Source organism: Reyranella sp. GW821-FHT14A01, from assembly GCF_058803965.1.
Map to the genome: position 1 here is coordinate 283,170 of NZ_JBXAPM010000001.1, position 19,049 is coordinate 302,218.

A 19,049-nucleotide genomic window follows, 5' to 3' on the forward strand; every position below is an offset into this window, starting at 1 on the left:
GCCGCGACGCCGCGACCGGGCCGTCAGTCGCGCTTGGCGGCGCGATCGATGAAAAGCGTGCCGCTGGTCACCACGTTCTCGCCCACGGCCAGGCCCTTCTTGACCTCGACCACGCCGTTGGACGTCAGGCCGACCTCGATGGGACGCGACACCACGGACTTGTCCTGCGGGCGGGTCACCCAGACGCGCGCGTTGGCGCCTTCGTAGACCACGGCTTCCTGCGGTACGGCCGCGCTGGTCGTGGGCTCGCCCGTGACGATGCGGAAGCTGGCGAACATCTCGGGCATCAGCTCGCGATCGGCATTCACGATCTCGGCGCGCACCGGCAGGCGGCGGGTATTGGGGTCCAGGGACGGCGCGACATAGGCCAGCCTGGCGTTGAAGGTGCGGCCGGGATGGGCCAGCACGGCGACTTCGACCGGGGCGCCGACCTTCATCTTCGGCGCGTCGGACTCGCGGACGTTGGCGACCAGCCAGACCTTCGAGAGGTCGCCGATGTTGAACACCGGATCGGTGGCGCCGGCATTGATGTACTGGCCGAGGCCGACCTTGCGCTGGATCACGGTGCCGGCGATGGGGGCCGAGACGATCGTCTCGGCGCCGATACGGTCGGTCTTCTCCAGCGCGTCGATCTCGGCGTCGGTGCGGCCGAGGATGCGCAGGCGGTTGCGCACGGCGGCCAGCGCGATCTCGGAGGAGCGCAGGTCGCCCTGCGCCGCGACGAGGTCGGACTGGGCCTGTTCGAGGTCCTTCAGCGAACCGCCGCGGATCGACAGCAATTCCTTCTGGCGCTTCTCGAAGTTCTGCGCGAGGGCGAGCTTGGAGCGCGCCTTCTCGACGCCGGCGACGGCGCTCACCAGGTCGTTCTGGCCCTGCACGAACTCGTTCGCCTCGATGGCGAACAGCGGCGCGCCGCGCTCGACATGGTCGCCCGGCTTGGCGATCAGGCGCGTGACGCGGCCCGAATAGGGCGAGAAGACCGGAGTGGTGGTGTCCTCGTTGATGCCGATCTTGCCGTCGGTGGCGCGCTCGTCGCGGAAGGCGACCGCCTCGACCGGTGCGAAGCGCAGGCCGGCCCACTGGGTCTCGCTCGGATGGAACGCGCCGTCGTTTTCGACGGCCGCCACCGGCCGCACGAGGGCGTTGGTCGGGCCGGTGTCGACCGTCCACACCGCGGCGAGCGCGAGGGCTGCGATGCCGGCTCCGGCGAACCACAGGCGATGGCGGCGCAGGCGAGAAGGGGTAGAGGTCTTGGGCGCACTGGTCATGGCATGCAACCTAGTGGCTTCACATTACGTGCACCTGAATTGCCACACGGATAACGATGCGCCGGCGCCGGCCGTGCTAGGATCGGTTCAATCGCGAACACGCCCAGGGAGGGTGGACACCCATGAGGGTCCTTCTCGTCGAGGACAATGACGAACTCGTCGCCTTGCTGGTCAAGGGTCTGGCGCGCAGCGGCTTCTCGGCGGATTCGGTCGGCAATGCCGGCGATGCCGCGCATTCGCTGGCCGCCATGCGCTACTCGGCGATCGTGCTCGATCTCGGCCTGCCCGATCAGGACGGGCTGTCGCTGCTGCGCGGCATCCGCGGGCGCGGCGATTCGACACCAGTCCTGGTGCTGACGGCGCGCGATGGGGTGAGCGACCGGGTCAACGGCCTGCGCGCCGGCGCCGACGACTACCTCGTGAAGCCGTTCGCCATGGAGGAGCTGGTGGCGCGCCTGCAGGCGCTGCTGCGCCGGCCGGGCAACCTGCTCGGCCGCCAGCTCACCTTCGGCAATGTCTCGCTGGAGACGGAGGGACGGCAGGTCTTCGTCGACGGAACGGTGCGGGTCTTCCCCGCGCGCGAGACGGCGATCCTCGAGATCCTGTTGCGGCGCGGCGGCAACGTCGTGCCGAAGCGCCTGTTCGAGGACCAGCTCTTCGGCCTGTCGGGCGATGTCGGCTCGAACGCGGTCGAGGTCTATGTCCATCGCCTGCGCAAGATGCTGCAGGACTGCGGCGCGACGGTGAAGATCCACACCGTGCGCGGTGTCGGCTATCTGCTGGCCGAGGAAAAGGCCGCCGTTTGAGGCGCTTCCGCTCCATCATCTCCCGTGTCGTCGCGCTGCACGTCGTGGCGATCGGCGTCACCTCGATCCTGATGCCGCTGGCGCTCTACTGGCTGCTCAACGAAGCCGCCAACAGCCTCCACCGTGATGCGCTGCGCGCCCAGGCCCTCACGATCGCGAGCTTCCTGCGGCCGACCGCGGATGGCGGCGTCACGCTCGACATTCCGCCGGAGGCGCAGCCCATCTATTCGGGCGGCTACGGCCTCTATGCCTATGCCGTCCTCGATTCCAAGGGCGTGGTGCTGTTCACCTCGCGGCAGGACGATGCGCCGCTCTCGTCGGCAAACGACTCGCTGACGAGCGAATCGTTCACGCGCCGGCGCAGCAACGGCACGGTGTTCATCGGGGTCAACGTGCCGCGCGCCATCGGCGACCGCCTCTACTGGATCCAGGTCGGGCAGGATCTCGCGCATCGCGACGTCATCATCGACGACATCGTCGCCTCCTTCTTCCCGCGCGTCGCCTGGATCACCTTCCCGATCCTGCTGCTGTTGCTGCTGATCGACATCATGATCTTCCGCCGCGCCCTCGATCCGGTGCGCGCCGCCTCCGACACGGCGGCATCGATCGGGCCCACCAGCGCCGATGTCCGCCTCTCGGAGCAGTCGATGCCGACCGAGATCGTGCCGCTCGTGCATGCGGTCAACGAGGCGCTCGACCGGCTGGAAGCGGGGTTCCGCGCGCAACGCGAGTTCACCGCCGACATGGCGCACGAGCTGCGGACGCCGCTCGCCATCATGCGCGCGCGAATCGATTCGATGGAGGACGCGTCGCTGCGCCAGTCGCTGGAGACCGACATCGTCAACATGACGCGCACGGTGAACCAGGTCCTCGACATCGCCGAGCTCGAGGCCTTCGTGGTCGGCGGCGATTCCAAGGCCGACGTGCAGGCGGTCTGTGCCGACGCGGTGGCCTTCATGGCGCCGCTCGCCGTCGACAGCGCCAAGACCATCGCGCTGACCGGCGTCGAAACGCCGGTCTGGGTGCACGGCCATTCCGAGGCGCTGTTCCGCGCCGTGCGCAACCTGGTCGAGAACGCCATCCGCCATACGCCGGCCGGCGGCACGATCGAGGTCGATGTCGCGGCCGACGGTGTCGTGCGGGTGCTGGACGAGGGTCCCGGCGTGCCGGCCGCCGAGCGCGAGACGATCTTCCGGCGCTTCTGGCGGCGCGACCGCTCGCGACCGGACAGCCGCGGCCTGGGGCTGGCCATCGTCTCCCGCGTGGCCGCCGCCCATGACGGCACCATCACGGTCGACGACCGGCCGGAAGGCGGCTCGGTCTTCACGCTTCGCCTGCGGCTCGCTTGACCGATCCGAAGAGGGTGTGGCTATCTGCCTGACGGAACTGCCGCAGCGAAAAGCAACGAACGGCAGGCCACGGGAGCGACGCAGGGATGACGACGGGCACGAAAGCCACCGGCATCGACGAAGACGACACGTTTCCCAAGCGGCTGGCGCGGCTTGCCCGGACGCGCGGCCACCGGCCGGCCTACCGCGAAAAGGAATACGGCATCTGGCAGTCCTACGACTGGAGCCATGTCGCCGAACAGGTGTGCCTGCTGGCCGCCGGACTGGCCGACCTGGGCTTTCGCCGCGGCGACCGCCTGATCGTGGTCGGCGACAACCGGCCCAAGCTCTACTGGTCGATGTGCGCGGCGCAGTCGCTGCGCGGCGTGCCGGTGCCGGTCTACCAGGATTCGGTGGCCGACGAGCTGGCCTATGTCGTCGACCATGCCGGCGCGCGCTTCGCCCTGGCCGAGAACCAGGAGCAGGTCGACAAGCTGCTGGAGATCCGGAAGCGAGTGCCGTCGCTCGAGACCATCCTCTATGTCGACCGGCGCGGCCTCAGGCATTACACCGACCTCGAATCCTATGCCGACGTGCAGGCCCGCGGCGCCCGGCGTCTCGCGGCATCGCCCGACACCGTGTCGGCTGAAGTCGCCAAGGGCACAGGCTCCGACGACGCCATCATGCTCTATACGTCCGGCACCACGGGCCGGCCCAAGGGCGCTGTGCTGAGCTACGACAACCTGGTCTGGGCGGCGAAAGCGGGCGCCGAGTTCGACGGGCTACGCGCCGGCGACGAGCTGCTGTCGTACCTGCCGATGGCCTGGGTCGGCGATCACATCTTCTCCTATGCCCAGGGCTATGTCGTCGGGCTGGTGGTCAACTGCCCGGAATCGTCCTCGACGGTGATGACCGACCTGCGCGAGATCGGCCCGACCTATTACTTTGCGCCGCCGCGCGTTCTGGAGAACCTGATCACCCAGGTCTCGATCCGGATGGAGGATGCCGGCGTGCTGAAGCGCCGGATGTTCCGGTTCTTCATGGGCGTCGCCCGCCGGGTCGGGCCAGCGCTGCTCGACGGCCGGCCGGTATCGATGGTCGACCGGGTGCTCTATGCACTGGGCAGCCTGCTGATCTACGGACCGCTCAAGAACACGCTGGGCATGAGCCGCGTGCGCGTGGCCTACACGGCGGGCGAGGCGGTCGGACCCGAGATCTTCAACTTCTATCGCGCCTTGGGCGTGAACATGAAGCAGCTCTACGGCCAGACCGAGGCCTCGGTGTTCCTCACCATCCATCCCAACGGCGAAGTCTATCCCGACACGGTCGGCAAGCCGGTCTCCCAGGTCGAGCTCAGGATCGCCGAGTCGGGCGAGGTGCTCTATCGCAGCCCCGGCGTCTTCAAGGAGTATTTCAAGAATCCGCAGGCGACCAACGACACCAAGACCGAAGGCGGCTGGGTGCGGACCGGCGATGCGGGTTATCTCGACGAGCGCGGGCACCTGCGCATCATCGACCGCGCCAGCGACGTCGGGAAACTGACCGACGGCACGCTGTTCGCGCCCAAGTATCTCGAGAACAAGCTCAAGTTCTTCGCCCACATCAACGAGGCGGTGGCCTTCGGCAATGGCCGCGATTTCGTCGCGGCCTTCGTCAACATCGACATGATTGCGGTCGGCGACTGGGCGGAACGGCGCAACATCGCCTATGCGAGCTACCAGGAGCTGGCGGCCCGTCCCGAGGTCTACGACCTGATCCAGAGCGAGATCGAGCAGGTCAATCGCGACCTCGCCGCCGATCCGCGCATGGCCGGCGCGCAGATCCGCCGCTTCCTGATCCTGCACAAGGCGCTCGAAGCCGATGATGGCGAGCTCACGCGCACCAACAAGGTGCGGCGCGGCTTCATCGCCGAGCGCTACAAGCCGCTGGTCGACGCGCTCTACGACGGCGCGCGCAGCGCCCACATCAAGGTCGACGTGACCTTCGAGGACGGCCGCAAGGGCACGATCGAAGGCGATGTCGCCGTGCGCGATGTGGCGCCCCAAACAGCGTCCCGAGCCGCCTTCCGGAAGGCGAGCTGAACGAGATGGAAGTTCGCGAGCGTTCCTTCAACGAAACCCTGCTGTCGGTCGAAGGGATCAGCCTGTCGTTCGGTGGCGTGAAGGCGCTGACCGACATCAGCTTCGATATCAGGAAGGGCGAGATCCGCGCCATCATCGGGCCCAACGGCGCGGGCAAGTCCTCGATGCTGAACTGCATCAACGGCTTCTATCATCCGCAGCAGGGCGCCATCACCTACAAGGGCATCAAGCGCAGCCGCATGCGTCCCTACGAGGCGGCGGCGCAGGGCATCGCGCGCACCTTCCAGAACATCGCGCTGTTCCGCGGCATGTCGACCCTCGACAACATCATGACCGGCCGCAACCTGCGCATGAAGACGGGCCTGTTCTGGCAGGCGCTGCATTTCGGTCCGGCGCAGCGCGAGGAGATCGCTCATCGCCGCGTCGTCGAGGACATCATCGACTTCCTCGAGATCCAGCATGTCCGCAAGGTGCCGGTCGGCCGGCTGCCCTATGGTTTGCAGAAGCGGGTCGAACTCGGCCGCGCGCTCGCCGCCCAGCCGGAGCTGCTGCTGCTCGACGAGCCGATGGCCGGCATGAACATCGAGGAGAAGCAGGACATGTGCCGCTTCATCCTCGACGTGAACGACGAGTTCGGCACGACGATCTGCCTGATCGAGCACGACATGGGCGTGGTGATGGACATCTCCGACCGGGTCGTCGTCCTCGATTACGGCAAGAAGATCGGCGACGGCGTTCCCGACGAGATCAAGAGCAACCAGGCCGTCATCGACGCCTATCTCGGCGTGGCGCATTGATGACACGCCAACCACGCGCACACTGTCATCCCGAGCGCAGCGAGGGACCTTTGCGGCCACAGGAAAGGTCCCTCGCTGCGCTCGGGATGACAACGGTGGTGGTTTCGTCATCGACGCCTAACCACAAGGACTGAACCATGGGTTTCTTCCTCGAAGTGCTGATCGCGGGGCTGCTGGCGGGGGTGCTCTATTCGCTGGTGGCGCTGGGGTTCGTGCTGATCTTCAAGGCTTCGGGCGTCTTCAACTTCGCGCAGGGCGCGATGGTGCTGACGGCGGCGCTGGCGCTGGTGCGGGCGCTCGAGGTGATGCAGATCGAATGGAAATGGCCGTTCTGGCTGGCGCTGATCGGTGCCTTCGCGTTCGCCGCCGCCGTCATGGCGCTGATCGCCTGGGCCTGCGAGCGGCTGGTGCTGCGCAAGCTGGTGAACCAGGAGGGCATCATCCTGTTCATGGCCACGATCGGCGTCACCTTCTTCATCGAGGGGCTGGCGCAGACCGTGTTCGGCTCCGACGTCTATCCGCTGCATATCGGCCTGCCCAAGGAGCCGATCTTCATTCTCGAGTCGGTGTTCGATGGCGGCATCCTGGTCAACGAGCTCGACATCTGGGCGGCTGTCATTGCCGGCGTGCTGGTTGCAGCGCTGGCCGTGTTCTTCCAGCGGACCCGCATCGGCCGGGCGCTGCGTGCCGTGGCCGACGATCATGCGGCCGCCCAGTCGGTCGGCATCCCGCTCAATCATATCTGGTTCGTCGTCTGGCTGGTCGCGGGTCTGGTCGCGCTGGCGGCGGGCGCGGTGTGGGGCAGCAAGCTCGGCGTGCAGTTTTCGCTCAGCCTCCTGGCGCTGAAGGCGCTGCCGGTGCTGATCCTGGGCGGCTTCACCTCGGTGCCGGGCGCCATCATCGGCGGGCTGATCATCGGCGCCGGCGAGAAGATCGCCGAAGTATTCCTCGGCCCCTCGATGGGCGGCGGCATCGAGATCTGGTTCGCCTACGTGCTGGCGCTGCTGTTCCTGCTGGTCAGGCCGCAGGGCCTGTTCGGCGAACGCATCATCGAACGCGTCTGACGGCGGGAGGAGCGTAAATTGTTCTACCGCGAGGCCGGCCAGTACAAGGTCACCTACCAATCAGACCAGGCGATCTTTCCGATCGCGCAGGATCGCTTTGCCATGCTGGCCCTGCTGGTCATCGCCTTCCTGGTCGTGCCCTTCGTTGCCAGCGAATACACCTATCGCGCGGTGCTGATTCCGGTGGTGATCCTGAGCCTCGCCGCGATCGGGCTGAACGTGCTGATGGGCTATTGCGGCCAGGTCTCGCTGGGCTCGGGCGCCTTCATGGGCGTCGGCGCCTATGCCGCCTACAACCTGTCGATCCACCTGCCGTTCCTGAACCCGCTGGTCTGCATCCTGCTGTCGGGTTTTGTCGCCGCGGCGGTCGGGATCCTGTTCGGCATCCCGAGCCTGCGCATCAAGGGCTTCTACCTGGCCTGCGCCACGCTGGCGGCGCAGTTCTTTGGCGACTGGGCCTTCCTGCGCATCAAGTGGATCACCAACTACACGCCCTCGGGCTCGGTCAACGCGCCGTCGATCACCCTGTTCGGCCTCGACCTCAACTCGCCGACCGCGATCTACCTCGTGGCGCTCGTCTTCACCCTGGTGCTGGGGCTGGCGACCAAGAACATCGTGCGCGGCCATGTCGGGCGGCAATGGATGGCGATCCGCGACATGGACATCGCCGCCGAGATCATCGGCATCCGGCCGATGTACGCCAAGCTCACCGCCTTCGCCGTCTCCTCGTTCCTGATCGGCGTGGCCGGCGCGATGTGGGCCTTCTTCTATCTCGGCTCGTGGGAGCCGGCGGCCTTCTCGATCGACCGCTCCTTCCAGCTCATGTTCATGGTGATCATCGGCGGGCTGGGCTCGATCCTGGGCAGCGTGCTGGGTGCCGCTTTCATCGTGCTGCTGCCGATCTTCCTCAACCAGGCGCTGCCGCCGCTCGGCGCGCTGGTCGGCTGGCGGATCAGCACCGCCACGGTCTCGCATTTCGAGGCGATGATCTTCGGCGCCCTGATCGTGTTCTTCCTGATCGTCGAGCCGCACGGGCTCGCGCGCCTGTGGTCGGTCGTGAAGGAGAAGCTCCGGTTGTGGCCCTTTCCGCACTGATCGGGAGGCGATAGGCTTTTTGGCAAGGGACGGCCAGCAAGGACCGTCCTCATATGTGAGGAGGAAACCATGGGACTACGCAAACTGGCGTTGCTCGGCGCGGCCATCGCGTCGGCCGGCGTCATCGTCACAGCATCGGCGCAGGCACAGAATGAGCAGTTCATTCCGGGCCTGGTCTACCGCACCGGCGCCTACGCCCCGAACGGCATTCCGTTCGCCAATGGCGTCGCCGACTATCTCATCCTGATCAACGCACGCGACGGCGGCATCAACGGCGTGAAGATCGCCTTCGAGGAATGCGAGACCGGTTACGCCACCGATCGTGGCGTCGAATGCTACGAGCGCCTCAAGGGCAAGGGCCCGACCGGTGCCGCCTATTTCAGCCCGCTCTCGACCGGCATCACCTTCGCGCTGACCGAGAAGGCGCCGGGCGACAAGATCCCGCTGCTCACCATGGGCTACGGCCGCGCCGACAGCCGAGACGGCTCGGTCTTCGCCTGGAACTTCCCGCTGATGGGCACCTACTGGACGGCCGCGGATGTCGCCATCCAGCACGTCGCCAAGGAATGGGGCGGCACCGACAAGCTCAAGGGCAAGAAGATCGCACTGGTCTATCACGACTCGCCCTACGGCAAGGAGCCGATCGCGGCGCTCGAGATCCTGGCCAAGAAGTACGGGTTCGAGTTCCTGCCGATCCCGGTGCCTCATCCCGGCACCGAGCAGAAGTCGCAGTGGCTGCAGGTCCGCCAGGCGCGGCCGGACTATGTCCTGCTGTGGGGCTGGGGCGTCATGAACTCGGCCTCGATCAGCGAGGCGGGCAATATCAACTATCCGCGCGACAAGATGCTGGGCGTGTGGTGGTCGGGCGCCGAGCCCGACGTGCTGCCGGCCGGCGACAAGTCCAAGGGCTACAAGGCGCTGATGATGCAGCACGGCTCGGGCAAGTCGGGCGTCTATGCCGATCTCGAGAAGTTCGTGATCGCGCCGGGCAAGTCGCTGGCCAAGCCGGATGAGATCGGCTCGGTCCTCTACAATCGCGGCCTGATCAACTCGATGGTCGGCGTCGAGGCGATCCGCACCGCCCAGGCGAAGTTCGGCAACAAGCCGCTGACCGGCGAGCAGGTGCGCTGGGGCTTCGAGAACCTCAACCTCACCGCCGACCGCATCAAGCAGCTCGGCTTCGAGGGCATGATGGGCCCGCTCAAGGCGAGCTGCACCGATCATGAGGGCACGCGCCTCGCCCGCGTCCATCAGTGGGACGGCAAGGAGTGGAAGGTGATCTCCGACTACTACACCGGCGACGACACGATCCTGGTGCCGCTGGTCAAGGAGACCGCCGCCAAGTACGCGGCCGAGAAGAAGATCACGCCGCGCGACTGCTCCAAGGAGAGCTGATCGCGATGGTCGCTCCTGCGGCGCCTGCAGCGACTGCGTCCGCCCCGTCGAAGGTCATCGACGTGGCCAATATCGAGGTGATCTACAATCACGTGATCCTCGTGTTGAAGGGCGTGTCGCTGTCGGTGCCGGAGGGCGGCATCGTCGCCCTGCTCGGCGGCAACGGCGCCGGCAAGTCGACGACGCTCAAGGCGATCTCCAACCTGCTGCGCACCGAGCGCGGCGAGGTCACCAAGGGCCAGATCCATTGCCGCGGCGAGCGGGTCGACGGGCTCACGCCCAACGACCTGGTGCGCCGCGGGGTCATCCAGGTGATGGAGGGACGGCACTGCTTCGGCCACCTCACCGTCGAGGAGAACCTGCTGACCGGCGCCTTCATCCACGGCAGCAAGCGCCGCCAGGTCGCCGACGATCTCGAGAAGGTCTACCACTACTTCCCGCGCCTGAAGGTCCGGCGTTCGAGCCTGGCCGGCTATACGTCGGGCGGCGAGCAGCAGATGACGGCGATCGGCCGCGCGCTGATGAGCCGTCCCACCACCATCCTCCTGGATGAGCCGTCGATGGGGCTGGCGCCGCAGCTCGTCGAGGAGATCTTCGGAATCGTGAAGAACCTCAATGAGCGCGAGAAGGTCTCGATCCTGCTGGCCGAGCAGAACACCAACGTGGCACTGCGCTTCGCCCATTACGGCTACATCCTGGAGAACGGCCGGATCGTGCTCGACGGCGATGCCGGGAGCCTGCGCGCCAACGAGGACGTGAAGGAATTCTACCTCGGCATCGGCGGCGAGGGCCGCCGTTCGTTCCGCGACGTGAAGCACTATCGCCGTCGCAAGCGCTGGCTTTGACCTCCTGGCCCTGATCCACGGGCGACCGCGGGCCTCCACGGGCCTATACTCCGACCATGGCGGAAGACGAGATCCGCAAGATCATCCACGTCGACATGGATGCCTTCTACGCGTCCGTGGAGCAACGCGACGATCCCTCGCTGCGCGGCCAGCCGGTCGCGGTCGGTGGGCGTCAGCGCGGCGTCGTGATGGCGGCGAGCTACGAGGCACGCAAGTTCGGCGTGCGCTCTGCCATGCCTTCGGTCACCGCAAAGCGCCTGTGTCCGGAGCTGCTGTTCGTCAAGCCGCGCTTCGACGTCTACAAGGAGGTCTCGCGGCAGATCCGCGAGATCTTCCTCGATTACACGCCGCTGGTGGAACCGCTGTCGCTCGACGAGGCCTATCTCGACGTCACGACCAACCTCAAGGGCATGCCGCTCGCCTCCGAGATCGCGCGCGAGATCCGGGCGCGCATCCTGGAGCGCACCGGCCTCACCGCCTCGGCCGGCATCTCCTACAACAAGTTTCTGGCCAAGCTCGCCTCCGATCATCGCAAGCCCGACGGCCAGACGGTGATTCCGCCGGAGAAGGGACCGGCCTTCGTCGAGAGCCTGCCGGTGGGCCGCTTCCACGGCGTCGGGCCGAAGACGGCGGAGAAGATGAACCGGCTGGGCATCCATACCGGCGCCGACCTGAAGGCGCAGACGCTGGAATTCCTGCAGCAATACTTCGGCCGCTCCGGCACCTACTATCACGCCATCGCACGCGGCCATGACGAGCGCCGGGTCGTCCCCAACCGGCCGCGCAAGTCGGTCGGCTCGGAGACGACCTTCATGGAGGATCTCGACCGGCCAGCGGCGGTGGAGGAGGGCGTCGCCTCGGTGCTCGAGGATGTCTGGTCCTACTGCGAGCGCACCGGCATCGTCGGCCGCACCGTGACCGTGAAGATCAAGTATGCCGACTTCCGGATCGTGACGAGGAGCCGCACGCTCGAGGAAAGCGTCGAAAGCCGCGAGGTGCTGGAACGCACGGCGCGCGAACTGGTGCGCTCGATCTTTCCGCTGGAGAAGAAAGTGCGCCTGCTGGGCGTCTCGCTCCATAACCTGCACCAGCGCGAGGAGCGCACGGTGTCGCCACAAATGACTCTGGCCCTTTAGGAGACCTGACCATGAACATCTTCATGACCGGCGCGACCGGTTATATCGGCGGCACCATCGCACGCCGCCTGCTCGACGACGGCCACAGACTGCGCGGCCTCGTGCGCGATGCGGAGAAGGGCAAGAAACTCGCTGCCTTCGGCGTCGAGCCGGTGACGGGCGGTCTCGACGATGCCGCGATCCTCACGGCCGAGGCCCGGCGCGCCGATGCGGTGATCAACACCGCCAACAGCGACCATCGCGGCGCCGTGGAGGCGTTCCTCGACGGGCTTGCCGGCTCGAACAAGCCGTTCATCCATACCAGCGGTTCCAGCATCGTGGCCGACGATGCCCATGGCGATATCGCCTCGGACAAGATCTACGACGAGGAGACGCCGGTCGAACCGGTGCCGGGCAAGCAGGCGCGGGTCGCCATCGACCGTACGATCCGCGATGGAAGCCGCCGCGGCGTGCGGTCGGTCGTCGTCTGCCCGACCATGATCTACGGCAATGGCCTCGGCCTGGCGCGTGACAGCGCGCAGATCCCGGGCCTCGCGAAGCGGGCAAAGGCTTCCGGCGTCGTGCGCCATGTCGGCAAGGGGCTGAACATCTGGTCGAACGTCCATGTCGAGGACGTGGCCGACATCTATCGCCTGGCACTCACGAAGGCGCCGGCCGATGCCTTCTACTTCGCGGAGAATGGCGAGGCGTCCTATCGCGACATCTGCGCGGCCATCGCGCGGCGCCTGAAGCTGGGCGAGCCGCAGGCCTGGCCGTTCGCGGAGGCGGCGAAGGAACTCGGCGAGAACAGCGCCGCCTACACGTTCGGCTCCAACAGCCGCGTCCGTGCCAAGCGCACCCGCAGCGAGCTGGGCTGGCAGCCGAAGCATGCGTCTGCGACGGCATGGATCGAAGCGGAGATGCCGCTCTGACGCGAGGAGTCTCAGTGGAGCGCGCAACTCCAGTTGCGCTCATACTTCGCCGGCCACAAGAAGTGAGCGCCACTGGAGTGGCGCGCTCCACCGGCGTCGTTCAGACCTGAATCTCGCTGATCATCTTCTTGAGCAGCGCCGCATCGGGATAGATCCCGAATCCCGCCTGCAGATTGTCCTTCATGTGCTCGGGCTTCCCGGTACCCGGGATCACGCAGGTCACGGCCGGGTTGGCCAGCACGAACTTCAGCAGGAGCTGCGCCCAGCTCGTGACGCCGATCTCGCTCGCCCAGTCGGGCAGCTTGCGGCTCATGAGCTTGCGCAGGAGGCCGCCGCCGCCGAACGGCTGGTTCACGATCACGGCGATGCCGCGCTGGTTGGCCAGCGGCAGCAATGTCTTTTCGACGGCGCGATCGTCGAGCGCGTAGTTGATCTGCACGAAGTCCCACTTCTCGCTGCGCATCACGCTTTCCAGCTCGTCGTGGGCGCTCTGCGTGTAGTGGGTGATGCCGAGATAGCGGATGCGGCCCTCCGCCTTCCAGGCACGCAAGGTCGGCAGATGAGCGCGCCAGTCGACGAGATTGTGGATCTGCATCAGGTCGATGCGGTCGGTCTTGAGCAGCCGCATCGAGTTGCGCATCTGCGCGATGCCGCTGTCGCGGCCCGTGGTCCAGACCTTGGTGGCGATGAAGGCCTTGGCGCGCGCGTTGGCGGCGGACAGGAGATCGCCGACCACGGCTTCGGCCGAGCCGTACATCGGCGAGGTGTCGATCACCGAGCCGCCCGCCTCGAACAGGAGCTTCAGCACTTCCGTGAGCGGCGCGCGATCCTCCGGCTTCGCGCCGACATCGAAGGTGCGCCACGTGCCGACGCCGACGACCGGCAGCATCTCGCCCGAGGAAGGGATCTTGCGCTGATGCATGCGGACTCCCGTCTGCGCCGCACCGCTTCCGGCAACGAGCAGGCCGGCACCGGCGATGCCCATGAAGCGGGAGCGGGTAAGGGTGCGTGACATTGCGATGTCATTGTTCAGCAAGGATGACCGCTGCACCAGCAGGGAAAAGCCCAGCAGAGAAAAGCATTGCCGCCATATTGATGCCGTACGCGAAGCTTCTCCTGTGACCGTCTGTTGTTTCGACAGTTCCGGCCATTGTGTTCTCCCATGACGACCCCATCTCAGAACCGATCGCAGATACATCAGCCTGAAGGAGACCGCGCCATGCCCGAGCCCTTCGTCGTCGAAATCTGGGGAAAGCCCGCCGGCGTCGTCCTCAAGGAAGGCAACGCGTTTCGCTTTCATGCTTTCGCGCGTCCGTTCTTCCAACTCGAAGGTCATCAGTTCAGCACGCCAGGCCAGGCGAAGCTCGCCGCGGCGAAGCTCCAGCCGCCGCGCGAAAGCCTGCGTCGCGAAAGCCTGCGTGCGGAGTAGTGCCTTTCGCCTTGTCGGTCGCCTGATGCGGCGTTAGTCCAAGTCAGGACGGACCCATCAAGACCGACAAGGAGGAAATCAGTGATCAAACGCAAGCAGCGTATCCCGTTGCGTGACCTCTCGACGATGAAGCCCGAGGATCGCGAGACCGTCGAGAAGAACGCGATGAACGGCCAGGTGTTCAACATCTTCAAGGTGATGGCCAATCACCCGGGACTGACGAAGCGCTGGACGCCGTTCGCCGGCCATATCTTGTCCAAGCAGACGCTGCCGTTCCGCGATCGCGAGCTGTTGATCCTGCGCATCGGCTGGCTGAACCAGGCCGAGTACGAGTTCGCCCAGCACGAGTTGATCGCCAAGCGCGGCGGCATCAGCGATGCCGACATCGCGAATCTCAAGGAAGGCGCCAAGGCCAAGGGCTGGAGCGAGCACGAGGCGGCGCTGATGCAGCTCGCCGACGATCTCTTCGAGAATTCGGTCGCGTCCGATGCGACCTGGGCCACCCTGTCGAAGACCTATTCGACCGAGCAGCTCATGGACGCCGTCTTCACGGTCGGCCAGTACAATCTCGTCTCATGGGCGCTGAACAGCTTCGGCGTCCCGCTCGACGACTTCCTGCCCGGCGCGCAGAAGAAATAGCGCCTGAATTTCTCTGCGTGTTTGGATTTGCGAATCATTCGCACGTAGCCTAGACCGGTCCCGGGACAGCGAACCGGGACCATGGGGCGGCACGACGTATCGGCATTGATCGCGAGCTTTCGCGAGAACTACCAGGACCTGCTGCGTTTCCTGACGCGGCGGACCGGCAATGCCGAGCGTGCCGCCGACGTGGCGCAGGATACCTATGTCCGGCTGGCCGCCATCCCGCCGGCCACCCTCGACATTCAGAACCCGCGGGCCTTCGTCTATCGCGTCGCCGGCAACCTGGCGATCGACACGATGCGGCGCGAGGGCCGCATCGCCGCCGACCTCACCTTCCTCGAAGCGGGCGAGGGCGTGCCCGACCCGACGCCGTCGCCGGAAGCGAGCACGCTCGCGCGCGAGCGGCTGCGCCTGCTGGAAGGGGCACTGGACGAGCTGCCGTCGAAGGCCCGTCTCGCCCTGCTGCTCAGCCGGGTCGAGGGCCGGTCCTTTGCCGAGATCGCCCAGGAACTCGGCGTGTCCGAGAGCATGGTGGCGAAATACATCGCCCAGGCGCTGCGCCATTGCCGCGACAGGCTGCGCCACGATGACAACGAATAAGGGCGATAACGAATAAGTTACGCCGGACCGCTGCAAGCCGGCCCTCCGTCAAACGTCATGAGAGTCGGGGGAACGAGTCACATCGGATTGTCGAATGTCGGATGAGGGGGAAAAGCCGGGCACCGCGCTGAGCGACGAGGCCATCGACTGGCTGGTGCGCCTGAGTTCGGGCCGCGCCACGCCCAAGGATCGGCTGGCGTTCCTGAACTGGCGCAAGCGGTCGCCGCTGCATGAGGCCGCCGCGGTGGAAGCCGAGGCCTTGTTGCGTGGCGTTGCCGAGACCCGTCAGGCCGACCGCATGCGCCGCGGCGCGGAACCGCTGCCGTTCCGCCCCACGTCGCGCCGCTTCAGCCGCCGGACCCTGTTCGCGGGCGCCACAGCCGCCGCCGCTTCCGCTGCGGCCGTCACCGTCGGCCTCAACGTGCTGGGGCCTCTGTCCAGCCTCTACGCCGATCACGCGACCGCCCTGGGCGAGCGCAAGCGCGTTGCTCTCGACGACGGGTCGGTCGTCACGCTCAACACCGCCACCGCGCTCTCGGTCGACTATTCCGGCCAGGAGCGCCGCATCGCGCTGCATGACGGCGAGGCGCTGTTCGAGGTGGCCAAGGATCCCAACCGCCCGTTCATCGTGACGGCCGGCAACGGCCAGGCCCGCGCGGTCGGCACCGCCTTCGTCGTGCGGCGCAACGAGGCGTGCGAGCATGTCATCGTCACCGAGGGCACGGTCGAGCTCACGATCGGCAAGGCCGCCCCGGTTCGGCTGGAGGCGGGGCAGTGGCTGGGCTTCGGCGAGGGCGACCGGCAGGAGGTTCGCACCGTCGATGTCGACGCTCTCACTGCGTGGCAGCGCGGCAAGCTCATCTTCAATCGCCGCTCGCTGCAGAGCGTGGTCGACGAATTGCAGCGCTATCGACGCGGGCGCATCGTCATCGCCAGCAATCAGCTCAAGACCCTTCAGGTCACCGGTGTATTCGATCTCGACGAGCCCGATCGTCTGCTGCGCACCCTCGAGGAGACGACCAAGGCGCGGGTCGTCCATCTGCCCCTGCTGACGATCATTCGCTGAAGGCGCTGCAAGTTCGCCTCCTCCCGTTCGTCGTAGCTTCAGGACGGTGAGATTGAGACGCACTCCAGCATCAAGGAGGCCGCTTGCCGTCGCTGCGTAGCTTTGGGGGACGACATGCCGGTTTCACGTATGCTGCTCGCGTCGACGATCGCGACCGGTCTGGCATGGCCCGCGCTCGTCCACGCCCAGAGCGAATCGCGGCCGGAGCCGCAGACGCTGGAGCAGGCGCAGACGCCGCGCACCGTGAATTTCAACATTCCCGCGCAGGATCTCGATTCGGCGCTGACGCGGCTCGCCGATCAGGCGGGCATCCGGCTGCTCGGCGCCTCGGGCGATCTCGCGGGCAAGCGCACCGCCGGCCTGTCGGGCCCCTACACCGTGGCGCAGGCGCTCAATACGCTGCTGGCCGGCTCCGGCGTGGGCTGGCGCTTCAGCGAAGCCAACACGGTCGTCCTCGAGAAGCTCGGCGCCGGCGCGCAGGTGCCTGCCGGTGCCCTGCAGCTCGATCCGGTGCAGGTGCAGGGCCTGTTCCCGGTGCCGTCGCAGGCGATGATCGACAATATCCCGCCGCCCTATGCCGGTGGGCAGGTCGCCACGGGCGGCGCGCTGGGCGTGCTGGGCAATCGCTCCGTGATGGACACGCCGTTCAACCAGATCAGCTACACCGCCAAGAAGGCGCAGGACCAGCAGGCGCGCTCGGTGCGCGACGTCATCCTCGACGATCCCTCGGTGCGCGCCACGGTGCCGGATGCCGGCATCGGCGCGGAACTGATCAACATTCGCGGCTTTCCCATCCAGAACAATTCCTGGAGCTTCGGCGGCCTGTTCGGAATGCTGCCGACTTATTCCGTCATGCCGGAGATGGCGGAACGCATCGAGGTCCTGAAGGGGCCGAGTGCGATGCTGAACGGCATGTCGCCGTCGGGCGCGATCGGCGGCACGGTCAATATCGTACCCAAGCGCGCCGGCGACACGCCGCTGACGCAGGCGACGCTGAACTACGGTTCGGCGGCGCAGTTCGGCGGTTCCGTCGACATCGGTCGCCGCTTCGGCGAAGAGCAGGAGTTCGGCGTGCGCTTCAACGGCGCCTATCGCGCCGGCCAGACGGACATCCAGTTCAACAGCGACGAGCGGCTGCTCGGCGTGCTGGGGCTCGACTATCGCGGCGATCGGGTGCGCCTCTCGGCCGACCTCGGCTACCAGTACGAATACATAACCGGCGTCGTCCCCTACCTGGCCCTCGGCAACGGCGTCCCGCTTCCCTGGGCGCCCAACATCCGCAACAACCCGGTGGCCCAGAACTGGAGCAACAAGTGGACGAAGGATGCGTTCGGGGTCGTCCGCGCCGAAGTCGACATGCTCGAGACGATGACGGCCTTTGCCTCGTTCGGCATCCATGACAGCCGCTACGGCCAGCTCTACAGCACCGACATCGTCACCATCACCAACCAGGACGGCACGTCGCGGGGCTCGACCGCGATCCAGAGCAGCTTCGCGCAGATCATGACCGGCGAGGCCGGGGTGAGGGCGCTGGCCACGACCGGGCCGATCTCGCATGAAGTCGTGCTGAGCGGCTCCTTCTACGAATCGGCAAGCGGCATCGCCTCGACCATCGGGCCGGCCTACAACACCAACATCTACAGCCCGGTCTATGTGCCGCCGCCGGCCTTCACCACGCCCATCGCCAACAAGACCGCGTCGCAAAGCCTGCAGAGCCTGGTGTTCGCCGACACCCTGTCGGCCGCCGACAAGCGCATCCAGCTCACCGCCGGCTTGCGCCTGCAGCAGGTCGGCGCCACGAACTACAACGTCACGACCGGCTTTCGCACGAGCAGCTACGAGCAGACCGCGCTCAGCCCGTCGGTCGCGCTGGTCTTCAAGCCGTGGGAGAACATCTCGCTCTACGGCAACTTCATCCAGGGCCTGCAGCAGGGATCGACGGTCGCCAATACCTTCGCCAATGCCGGCGAGGTGTTTCCGCCGTTCAAGTCGACGCAGTACGAGGTCGGCGTGAAGGCCGACTGGGGCAAGTTCACCACGACGGCCAGCCTGTTCCAGATCACGCAGCCCAGCATTCTGACCAACACGCTGAACAACACCCAGGTCCTGGGCGGCGAGCAGAAGAACCAGGGCCTCGAACTGAACGTCTTCGGCGAGCCGCTGCCCGGCGTCCGCGTGCTGGCCGGCGCGATGTTCCTCAACGCGCTCCTGACCAAGACGCAGGGCGGCGCGACCGACGGCTGGACGGCACCCTTCTCGCCGAACGTGCAGCTCAGGCTGAGCGGCGAATGGGACCTGCCTTTCGTGCGCGGCCTCACCCTGAGCGGGCGCATGGTCTACACGGGCGCCCAGTATATCGACACGCTGCTGCCGCGGCGCAGCCTGCCGGACTGGACGCGCTTCGACGTCGGCTTCCGCTACGCGCTCGACACCGACCGCAGCCCGACCGGCAACCCGGTGGCGATCCGCTTCAACATCGAGAACCTGTTCGACACCAACTACTGGGCGGGCGGGTCGGGTCCGACGACCTTGATGCTGGGCGCGCCGCGCATGTTCCGCCTCGCCTTGACGGCGGACTTCTGAGGG

At 66.7% G+C, this 19,049-nt stretch carries 18 protein-coding genes; 15 read left to right on the plus strand and 3 right to left on the minus strand.

Features of this window, described 5'->3' with window-relative positions; genetic code table 11:
* Positions 1 to 23: 23 nt before the first annotated feature.
* On the minus strand, positions 24 to 1,268 hold the full coding sequence (locus AC1ROX_RS01350; RefSeq protein WP_493121656.1) for an efflux RND transporter periplasmic adaptor subunit: 1,245 nt from the start codon (positions 1,266 to 1,268) through the stop codon (positions 24 to 26).
* Positions 1,269 to 1,390: 122 nt separating this feature from the next.
* On the opposite strand from AC1ROX_RS01350, the gene AC1ROX_RS01355 reads away from it, so the two are divergent.
* From AC1ROX_RS01355 to AC1ROX_RS01400, 10 genes are all read left to right on the plus strand, one after another.
* Entirely contained in the window at positions 1,391 to 2,074 is a 684-nt protein-coding gene (locus tag AC1ROX_RS01355) for a response regulator (protein WP_493121658.1), read from the plus strand.
* Positions 2,071 to 3,423 (plus strand): sensor histidine kinase, encoded by a 1,353-nt coding sequence (locus AC1ROX_RS01360; protein ID WP_493121659.1) that lies wholly within the window; start codon positions 2,071 to 2,073, stop codon positions 3,421 to 3,423. The genes AC1ROX_RS01355 and AC1ROX_RS01360 overlap by 4 nt, the downstream gene beginning before the upstream one ends.
* 86 nt (positions 3,424 to 3,509) lie before the next feature.
* Positions 3,510 to 5,483, plus strand: coding sequence for an AMP-binding protein (locus tag AC1ROX_RS01365; protein WP_493121661.1), 1,974 nt, complete (start codon positions 3,510 to 3,512; stop codon positions 5,481 to 5,483).
* 5 nt (positions 5,484 to 5,488) lie between these two features.
* Positions 5,489 to 6,280 carry an ABC transporter ATP-binding protein gene (locus tag AC1ROX_RS01370; protein WP_493121662.1) on the plus strand — a complete coding sequence of 264 codons (792 nt, stop codon included), beginning with the start codon at positions 5,489 to 5,491 and terminating at the stop codon, positions 6,278 to 6,280.
* Between the two features lie 137 nt (positions 6,281 to 6,417).
* Positions 6,418 to 7,344 carry a branched-chain amino acid ABC transporter permease gene (locus AC1ROX_RS01375; protein ID WP_493121664.1) on the plus strand — a complete coding sequence of 309 codons (927 nt, stop codon included), beginning with the start codon at positions 6,418 to 6,420 and terminating at the stop codon, positions 7,342 to 7,344.
* An 18-nt stretch (positions 7,345 to 7,362) separates the two neighbouring features.
* Entirely contained in the window at positions 7,363 to 8,439 is a 1,077-nt protein-coding gene (locus AC1ROX_RS01380; protein WP_493121666.1) for a branched-chain amino acid ABC transporter permease, read from the plus strand.
* 69 nt (positions 8,440 to 8,508) lie between these two features.
* Entirely contained in the window at positions 8,509 to 9,834 is a 1,326-nt protein-coding gene (locus AC1ROX_RS01385; protein WP_493121668.1) for an ABC transporter substrate-binding protein, read from the plus strand.
* A 5-nt stretch (positions 9,835 to 9,839) separates the two neighbouring features.
* Complete coding sequence (locus AC1ROX_RS01390; protein ID WP_493121669.1) at positions 9,840 to 10,679, plus strand: ABC transporter ATP-binding protein; 840 nt, start codon at positions 9,840 to 9,842, stop codon at positions 10,677 to 10,679.
* 56 nt (positions 10,680 to 10,735) lie between these two features.
* Entirely contained in the window at positions 10,736 to 11,815 is a 1,080-nt protein-coding gene (dinB, locus tag AC1ROX_RS01395) for a DNA polymerase IV (protein ID WP_493121671.1), read from the plus strand.
* 11 nt (positions 11,816 to 11,826) lie between these two features.
* Positions 11,827 to 12,726 carry an NAD-dependent epimerase/dehydratase family protein gene (locus tag AC1ROX_RS01400; RefSeq protein ID WP_493121672.1) on the plus strand — a complete coding sequence of 300 codons (900 nt, stop codon included), beginning with the start codon at positions 11,827 to 11,829 and terminating at the stop codon, positions 12,724 to 12,726.
* Between the two features lie 100 nt (positions 12,727 to 12,826).
* On the opposite strand, the gene AC1ROX_RS01405 is transcribed toward AC1ROX_RS01400, so the two are convergent.
* Together AC1ROX_RS01405 and AC1ROX_RS01410 are read right to left on the minus strand one after the other, a co-directional pair.
* A complete protein-coding gene (locus AC1ROX_RS01405; RefSeq protein WP_493121674.1) occupies positions 12,827 to 13,741 on the minus strand; it encodes an aldo/keto reductase in 915 nt (304 codons plus the stop codon).
* A gap of 7 nt (positions 13,742 to 13,748) precedes the next feature.
* Entirely contained in the window at positions 13,749 to 13,877 is a 129-nt protein-coding gene (locus AC1ROX_RS01410; protein WP_493121676.1) for a hypothetical protein, read from the minus strand.
* Between the two features lie 68 nt (positions 13,878 to 13,945).
* Between AC1ROX_RS01410 and AC1ROX_RS01415 the strand changes: the two genes are divergently transcribed.
* From AC1ROX_RS01415 to AC1ROX_RS01435, 5 genes are all read left to right on the plus strand, one after another.
* Positions 13,946 to 14,155, plus strand: a complete 210-nt coding sequence (locus tag AC1ROX_RS01415; RefSeq protein ID WP_493121677.1) for a hypothetical protein — start codon at positions 13,946 to 13,948, stop codon at positions 14,153 to 14,155.
* 81 nt (positions 14,156 to 14,236) lie between these two features.
* Complete coding sequence (locus tag AC1ROX_RS01420) at positions 14,237 to 14,794, plus strand: carboxymuconolactone decarboxylase family protein (RefSeq protein ID WP_493121679.1); 558 nt, start codon at positions 14,237 to 14,239, stop codon at positions 14,792 to 14,794.
* A gap of 81 nt (positions 14,795 to 14,875) precedes the next feature.
* On the plus strand, positions 14,876 to 15,397 hold the full coding sequence (locus AC1ROX_RS01425) for an RNA polymerase sigma factor (protein WP_493121681.1): 522 nt from the start codon (positions 14,876 to 14,878) through the stop codon (positions 15,395 to 15,397).
* Between the two features lie 94 nt (positions 15,398 to 15,491).
* Positions 15,492 to 16,463, plus strand: a complete 972-nt coding sequence (locus AC1ROX_RS01430) for a FecR family protein (RefSeq protein WP_493121682.1) — start codon at positions 15,492 to 15,494, stop codon at positions 16,461 to 16,463.
* A 114-nt stretch (positions 16,464 to 16,577) separates the two neighbouring features.
* Complete coding sequence (locus AC1ROX_RS01435) at positions 16,578 to 19,046, plus strand: TonB-dependent siderophore receptor (RefSeq protein ID WP_493121684.1); 2,469 nt, start codon at positions 16,578 to 16,580, stop codon at positions 19,044 to 19,046.
* Positions 19,047 to 19,049 lie beyond the last annotated feature (3 nt).

Coding starts and splice junctions, on each gene's coding strand:
- AC1ROX_RS01350 (WP_493121656.1), bottom strand. CDS start 1,268: ATGACCAGTGCGCCCAAGACCTCTACCCCTTCTCGCCTGCGCCGCCAT.
- AC1ROX_RS01355 (WP_493121658.1), top strand. CDS start 1,391: ATGAGGGTCCTTCTCGTCGAGGACAATGACGAACTCGTCGCCTTGCTG.
- AC1ROX_RS01365 (WP_493121661.1), top strand. CDS start 3,510: ATGACGACGGGCACGAAAGCCACCGGCATCGACGAAGACGACACGTTT.
- AC1ROX_RS01370 (WP_493121662.1), top strand. CDS start 5,489: ATGGAAGTTCGCGAGCGTTCCTTCAACGAAACCCTGCTGTCGGTCGAA.
- AC1ROX_RS01375 (WP_493121664.1), top strand. CDS start 6,418: ATGGGTTTCTTCCTCGAAGTGCTGATCGCGGGGCTGCTGGCGGGGGTG.
- AC1ROX_RS01385 (WP_493121668.1), top strand. CDS start 8,509: ATGGGACTACGCAAACTGGCGTTGCTCGGCGCGGCCATCGCGTCGGCC.
- AC1ROX_RS01390 (WP_493121669.1), top strand. CDS start 9,840: ATGGTCGCTCCTGCGGCGCCTGCAGCGACTGCGTCCGCCCCGTCGAAG.
- dinB (WP_493121671.1), top strand. CDS start 10,736: ATGGCGGAAGACGAGATCCGCAAGATCATCCACGTCGACATGGATGCC.
- AC1ROX_RS01400 (WP_493121672.1), top strand. CDS start 11,827: ATGAACATCTTCATGACCGGCGCGACCGGTTATATCGGCGGCACCATC.
- AC1ROX_RS01405 (WP_493121674.1), bottom strand. CDS start 13,741: ATGTCACGCACCCTTACCCGCTCCCGCTTCATGGGCATCGCCGGTGCC.
- AC1ROX_RS01410 (WP_493121676.1), bottom strand. CDS start 13,877: ATGGCCGGAACTGTCGAAACAACAGACGGTCACAGGAGAAGCTTCGCG.
- AC1ROX_RS01415 (WP_493121677.1), top strand. CDS start 13,946: ATGCCCGAGCCCTTCGTCGTCGAAATCTGGGGAAAGCCCGCCGGCGTC.
- AC1ROX_RS01425 (WP_493121681.1), top strand. CDS start 14,876: ATGGGGCGGCACGACGTATCGGCATTGATCGCGAGCTTTCGCGAGAAC.
- AC1ROX_RS01430 (WP_493121682.1), top strand. CDS start 15,492: ATGTCGGATGAGGGGGAAAAGCCGGGCACCGCGCTGAGCGACGAGGCC.
- AC1ROX_RS01435 (WP_493121684.1), top strand. CDS start 16,578: ATGCCGGTTTCACGTATGCTGCTCGCGTCGACGATCGCGACCGGTCTG.